The sequence below is a fragment of the Phenylobacterium sp. genome, assembly GCF_030693805.1.
In the GTDB taxonomy this organism is placed as follows: Bacteria; Pseudomonadota; Alphaproteobacteria; order Caulobacterales; family Caulobacteraceae; genus Phenylobacterium.
Genome location: NZ_JAUXZW010000361.1, coordinates 1 through 6271 on the forward strand (window position 1 = coordinate 1; position 6271 = coordinate 6271).

The following is a 6271-nucleotide window of genomic DNA, read 5'->3' on the forward strand; positions in this document are numbered from 1 at the left end:
CGCCGCGCTCGCCGCGCTCGCGACCGGCGCGGCCGGGGCGCAGGCATGGATCGCCGCCGGCGTACTGGCGCTCGCGAGCGGCGCGCTCTGCTTCGTCGTCTACGCCAGTTGCGCGACCGCGGCGCGCGCCTGGCGCACCGCCGTAGACGACTATGCAGAAGCCGAAGTGCTCATCCCAACCCATGAGCGCTGATCGGCCAAGCGGCGGCTCCGCGGCGCGTCCTTCGGTGGCGTTGGTGGCGCTGGCGGCAGGTCTTTTCCTCCAGTCTCACGACGCGATCGCTCAGTCCTTCGACGACACCGAGCTGTCGATGTCCGCCCGACGTACCTACGAACCCGCTTTCTTCGCCGACAGTCGTCCCGCTACGGCCTGGGATATGGTCCAGCGCGTGCCTGGCTTCCAACTCGTGGAGCCCGATGACCGGCGAGGTCTGTCCGGCGCTCGCGCCAATGTGCTGATCGACGGCCGAGCGCCGACCTCCAAGTCGGACACATTGAAAGCAAGGCTTTCGCGCATCGTCGCCGGCGATGTGAAGCGCATCGAAGTCTTCTACGCGGGGGCGTCGGAGCTCGACTTGGCGACCCAGACGCTCATCGCAGATGTCAGGCTAGATCACGCGCCCTCGCGATCGTTCGCAGCGACATTCGACGGCGACGTGCGCGAAGGCGGCGGCGGCGCGCATTTCGGTATCGAGGGCTCGCGCAGGGACGGCGACTTCACCCATACAGCTTCGGCGCGCATCTATACCGAGCGCTCGCGCGCAGTCTCGGGGCTGTTCTTACGGATCGAGCCTTTCGCGACGCCGATCGAAGGGCGCCTGATCGAGACGATGGACGGTCAAGGTCAGAAGCTCGATGCCGATCTGCTGTGGTCGGATCCTGATGGCCGGAGCCTGACGCTGGGCGTCAACGCGACGGCCGATCGCGGTCGCTCCGCCTCGGCGGTGCGACTCGACGGGGCGGCGACGGACCGCGAACGCTATGCATCCCGCTACGACACGCAGGGCGTCGAGGTGACGGCCGCCTTCGTCAACCGCGTCTCCGAAGCCCGCGCCTTCGAACTCGAAATCCTTCAGTCGCTCTCGGACACTGGCTACGACGACGCCTATCGCCTGGGAGCCGACAGTTATTCCACCGACTATGACGACCGCGTGACGGAAACGACGGCGAAAGCGACTGTGTCCCAGCGCGTCTCGGACGGCTTGACGTTGCAGGCCGGCGCCGAGGGCGGGTTCGCACGCCTCGACGGCCGTTCCAGCTATATCGACGGCCTCGCATCCATCGATCTGCCCGCGCAGGACGTGAGCGTGAGCGAATGGCGCAGCGAACTCTTCGTGCGCGCCAAGGGCCGAGGCGGGTTACGTTGGCGATATGACGCCGGTCTGGCGCTGGAGACCGCGACATTGCGCCAGCGCAGCGACGTTCGATTCGCCAAGACCCTGCAGAGTCTCAAGCCCGACCTCGCGGTCACCTACGTCATCAACGAGCATAGCCAGCTCAGCCTGTCCGGCGCGCGCAGGGTTGGTCAGCTCGACTTCTCCGACTTCGTCACCTCGGTATCGCTGCGCAGCCAACTGATCGAGGTGGGCAACCCTTCGCTGGAGCCGGAACGGCGGTGGACCCTCGACCTGGGTTACAATCGCGTGTTCTGGCGCGACGGGGCGCTCAACCTCAACCTCGGCTACGAGTGGATCGACAATCCCCGAGACTTCGTTCCACTCAATGGGCGTGATGCGCCCGGCGCGCTTGGCGGCGCGTCACGGACCTACGCTACAGCCTCGATGACCATACCGCTGGACCGCCTCGGCGTTCCGTCGTCAACGATTTCTGGCACGCTAAATCTGAGGCGTTCGCGGGTGACGGACCCAGTCACCGGCGAACGCCGGGAGCTCTCAGGTGAAGTTGGAGCCAGCGGCTCCCTTGCTTTTCGCCAAGACATACCCTCACGCCGCATCAACTGGAGCATCGACGTACAGGCGAGCTCCAACAGCCGAAGCTTTCGCCTGCGCGAAGTTCGAGACTATCAAGCGCGACCGTCAGTGGGCGCGCAGATCGAGTACCAAGCATCCAAGGCGTTAAAACTATCACTGCGTATAGAGACAAACACTCTGGCTGCCGACAACTTACGTATTCTCTATTTTAACTCACGCGCGAGCGGTCAAATCGAGAACTTTGAGCAGCGTAGTACGCAGGTGTTCCCGATACTCTACTTTCGAGTTCGAAAGGTATTCAGCTGACTGAAGGTCCAATTCGCGTATCGGAACCGAGTGATCCGATTCCTAAGCGGAGGCGGGTGAAGCCATCCTCGGCGCTAGTCTGCCGAAGCCGCGGCTCAGTTGGTCTGGCCATGCCAAGTCTGCCTTTCCCGACACAGACTACTTAGCCGAGTGGCCGTCGGGCTTCAATCGCCGGCGCCGGTCAGCTAGCGCCATGTGTGGACATTAGGTATGGCCGGAAGACGGCCCTTCCGGGACGCGCTTCCTCGCCACCCAGGTCGCCGCCTCGGCGCGCTCAAGGAACCGCTCGCTCGGACGCGTGGAGGCTGCGTTGCGCCTTCATTTGTGCGATTGTGGGCCGACACGATTGGAGCAAAAGGTGCCGGTTCGAACGGGCAACCTCAACGTCGGGCGAGAGGTGCTTCGTCACCTCGTCGCCGACAACTACCCGGCGATCGCCCGCAGTTTGCTTCGCCCGTTGTTGCACCTCCTCAACATCTCACGTTCGGCCTGCGACGGAGATGTCGACAAGTTCCTGATCATGCTCGTGATCGCGATGCGCACGACCGAGCACGAGGCATTCGCGCAGTACAGCCAGGCGCAGCTGCTCAGCGGCGAGGTCCCGGTGTTTCCGACGCTGGGCGCCAACGTGCGATCGGTCGCCGAGTCTACCGGGACGCCCAGGGAGACCGTTCGCCGCAAGGTCGGCGAATTGATCGAGGCGGGCTGGATATCCCGGCAGGGGAATGATCTGCGGTTTACGGTGCAGGCTTATCAGGAACTGGCGGGCGTTCGCGTTGCGATCGAGGATCTCGCCGTCAGCAACTTCGAGGTCGTAGCGGCCTTGGCCCGCAAGCACTTTGCGGAATCGCCTAATCATTAGGTCGCGCGCGCTGGGCTTGCGAACCCGTCAGGCCCGCGACGTGAGCCAGAAGCCTGTCGGCCGCGAGCGGCTTCTCCAGCGTCGCGGCCGCGCCGAGCCTGCTCGCCAAGTCGAGTAAATCAAGCGCTCCCAGAAGACGATGTTCGGTAACTGCGATTATGCCAATGGCTGGGTATGCGCGCCTCACCGCAGCGATAAGTTCGATGCCGTCGCCATCGGGCATGAGGATATCCGTGATCAGAACATGCGGTGGGTTCGCCTTGATCTTCTGCAACGCCCGCCCCCCGTTCAACGCCTCCGTGACGGCGTAGCCTGCAGCGCTCAACAGATCCCTCGCAGACGCCAAGGCCTCGATATCGTCGTCCACGACCAACACTGAAACGACAGACATAAGCACCTCGCGACCGCCGCATTGCTAGGGCGCCGCGAGGAAGCCCGGATATGGCGTGTGGGCCCAAAATGGGGTCCCGGACCGTCGAACGGTCGGGCGTGCAGGCGTTTTCGGCGCAATGCCCGCAGGGGCTTAGCGACGCCGCTTCCGTTCAATGGATGAAGGCGACGAACGAGGCCGCACGCCGGGTTGTCGGGTCGACGCTGCTCTATGGCCTCACCTCGCCCCGGCAGGCCGCGTTCGCCGGCCGGTGCGGCGCCACCCACGCCAGCATCAGGGAGTGAAGCGAGCTGCGTCGCCAAATTGACTTTCGGCCGCCCGCCCCTCGCACCGTCAAGCTCGCTAAGGCCGCGTACGATCTGCATGGCCTTCACCACACGTTCGGCGTTGAGCCGCCCTGGCGGGCTGCAGAGACGCCCAGGGCGGTGCTCTGATGGGTCACGGGAGCCCGAATTCGTTCGCGATCTATCGCCGCCAGGCGAGCCGCCTTCAGATGTCCGATGATGGCGCGGCGCTGATCGCAGCGCTCCGGGAACGTGTCGCGGAACGCCGCTCGAACGCGATCTGTCTAACGCGTGTCTAGAAGCGTCTTACGGCTCTCACACCGTCGTGGCGCTGCGCCGCTAAACCCTCGCCGCTTCGACGGCTTTCGCGTGGTACCGCCTCCCCGGTTTGAACGGGGGACCTCTAGATCCACAATCTAGCGCTCTAACCAACTGAGCTAAGGCGGCCCGACGCGAGGGACAGGTTCTAGTCGCGAGGGCGACGGCGATCAAGCAGTGCTTGCCCCGCCGCGATACGCAACAAAAAGACCCCGGAAGCGGAGGCCTCCGGGGTCGATTGTAAAGGCCGTGGCCGGTCGTGATCCGAACTAGCCTTGCGGCAATTTGAACACGATCGGGATCCGGACCGAACCGCCCGACACCGGAGTGCCGTCGCGAGTCATGGGCCGCATCTTGAACAGCCGGGACATCCGCATGGCGGCCGAGCCGAAGTCCTGATTGCTCGGCTCTTCCGAGACAATCGAACAGGCGTCCAGGCCACCCTTTGCGTTGACCGTGCAATTGAGCGTCGCACGCCCTTCCACGTTCATCCGCTGCGCGCGTTCCGGATAGTAGCGGGCGATATCTTCGCCGCTCGGTTTGCGTTGCCAATCCGGGTTCTGGATCACCGTCGGACGCACAGGCTCGGCCGGGGCCGGAGCCGGCGGCGCGGGCTGCTCGACCCGCTTTTCAACGGGAGGAAGCGGCAGCGGCGGGATCGTCGACGGAAGATCCGGTGCAGAGACCGGAGGCCTCGGCTGGATTTTCGGCGGCGGCGGCGGCGGCGTGTTCGGCGGCGGAGGCGGCGGAGGCGGAGGCGGAGGCGGCGCAGGCTTGATCAGTGCGACGTCGGTAATGTCGTCCTGATATTCCTTGTAGGTCGGCTCGAACTTCGTCTTCCAGAGGTAGACGCCGAGGCCGACGTGAACCAGCACCGAGCCGATGATGGCGACCACGATGCCTTTGTTGGCCTTCTTCCTTACCGGCTCATCGAACGGGTTGTGGTGACTGATGTCTGTCATGCGCTGCCCCGATCAACTCTGCTTGTCTTCGCCGACCAGCGCGACGCTGTAGAAGCCGTTGTCCTGGAGCATGTTCATGACGCCCATGAAGTCGCCGTACATGACGTCCTTGTCGGCCCGGATGAAGATCCGCTCCTTGCCCGGGTTACGCTTGGTCCCGATCGACTTACGGAGATCGTCGCCCAGCGTAGACAGGTCGGTCGCGAAGTCCCCGATGTAAAGCCGACCCGAATTCTGGATCGAGATATAGACCGGCTTGGGCGGGTTGGTGCCCGGTTTGGAGACGGCGGGAGGCAGAACGACCTGGACCGTCACGCTGGCCAGAGGTGCGGCCACCATGAAGATGATCAGAAGAACCAGCATCACGTCCACGAAGGGCGTGACGTTGATCTCGCTCATCGCATCAACGCCACCTTTGCCGCCCCCAGATCCTGAGAGTTTAGCGGCCATGTGACTTAGGCCCCTTTGTCGAGCTGCCGGGAGATGGCGTTCATCAATTCAGCCACGAACCCATCCGTACGCGCGCCGTAGGCGGAGATACGGGTCTGGAAGTAGTTGTAGAAGATAACCGCCGGGATGGCGGCGAAGAGGCCGATGCCGGTGGCCAGCAGCGCCTCGGCGATGCCGGGGGCGACGACGGCCAGGTTGGTCGTGTTGGTGTTCGCGATGCCGATGAACGAGTTCATGATCCCGTAGACGGTGCCGAACAGGCCGATGAACGGACCCGAAGAACCAACCGAGGCCAGGAACTGCATGCCGCTGGACAGGCGTTTGGCGAGGGAGGATTGCACTGCGCCAACCGCCGACATGGCGCGCTGGATGGTGGAGTCGCGGTGCTCGCCGCTGACCGACAGGCCAGCCTGACGCGATAGCTCAACTTCCTGGGCCGCTGCGGCGGCCATATCGGCCATCGGGTTGCCCTCGAATTCTTCAGCGGTGGCGATCTTGCCCATGTCGCTGATCGAGCGGGCGCCGCGGAAGGCTTCGACGAAGCGGTCGGAGGCTTTGTTCAGCGCGCCGAACTCGAGCATCTTTGTGACCAACAGGGTCCATGAGAAGATCGAGGCCAGAACCAGGCCGATCATGACCACCTTAACCACCGGCTGGGCGTCCATGAACATCGTCATGACGGTCAGCTTGCCGGCATGCTTGATGGTCTCGGGCGCCGCCTCAGCGGCGGGGGCGGCGGCGTCAGCGGCCGGAGCAGCGGCGTCCGC

General features: G+C 64.3%; 7 protein-coding genes and 1 tRNA gene. 3 read left to right on the forward strand and 5 right to left on the reverse strand.

Translation table 11 applies throughout. The features are described from left to right. From Q8M88_RS14445 to Q8M88_RS14455, 3 genes are all read left to right on the forward strand, one after another. A partial coding sequence (locus Q8M88_RS14445; protein ID WP_305597859.1) for a hypothetical protein occupies nucleotides 1-193 on the forward strand: 193 nt, incomplete at its 5' end. A 43-nt stretch (nucleotides 194-236) separates the two neighbouring features. Beyond that, nucleotides 237-2237, forward strand: coding sequence for a TonB-dependent siderophore receptor (locus tag Q8M88_RS14450; protein ID WP_305597860.1), 2001 nt, complete (start codon nucleotides 237-239; stop codon nucleotides 2235-2237). Between the two features lie 346 nt (nucleotides 2238-2583). Beyond that, nucleotides 2584-3099 (forward strand): hypothetical protein, encoded by a 516-nt coding sequence (locus Q8M88_RS14455; RefSeq protein WP_305597861.1) that lies wholly within the window; start codon nucleotides 2584-2586, stop codon nucleotides 3097-3099. Here the strand turns inward: Q8M88_RS14455 and Q8M88_RS14460 are convergent. The 5 genes from Q8M88_RS14460 to exbB form a co-directional block, all read right to left on the reverse strand. After that, a complete protein-coding gene (locus Q8M88_RS14460; protein WP_305597862.1) occupies nucleotides 3089-3466 on the reverse strand; it encodes a response regulator in 378 nt (125 codons plus the stop codon). The two genes, Q8M88_RS14455 and Q8M88_RS14460, sit on opposite strands and share 11 nt — an antisense overlap. 678 nt (nucleotides 3467-4144) lie before the next feature. Beyond that, nucleotides 4145-4221 (reverse strand) — tRNA-His (locus Q8M88_RS14465). Between the two features lie 140 nt (nucleotides 4222-4361). Beyond that, a complete protein-coding gene (locus Q8M88_RS14470) occupies nucleotides 4362-5054 on the reverse strand; it encodes an energy transducer TonB (protein WP_305597863.1) in 693 nt (230 codons plus the stop codon). Nucleotides 5055-5066: 12 nt separating this feature from the next. After that, the gene (locus tag Q8M88_RS14475) at nucleotides 5067-5504 is read right to left on the reverse strand and encodes a biopolymer transporter ExbD (protein ID WP_305597864.1); all 438 of its coding nucleotides are present in this window, start codon (nucleotides 5502-5504) and stop codon (nucleotides 5067-5069) included. Between the two features lie 5 nt (nucleotides 5505-5509). Beyond that, nucleotides 5510-6271: tonB-system energizer ExbB (gene exbB, locus Q8M88_RS14480; RefSeq protein WP_305597865.1), on the reverse strand; the 762-nt coding region annotated here is incomplete at its 5' end.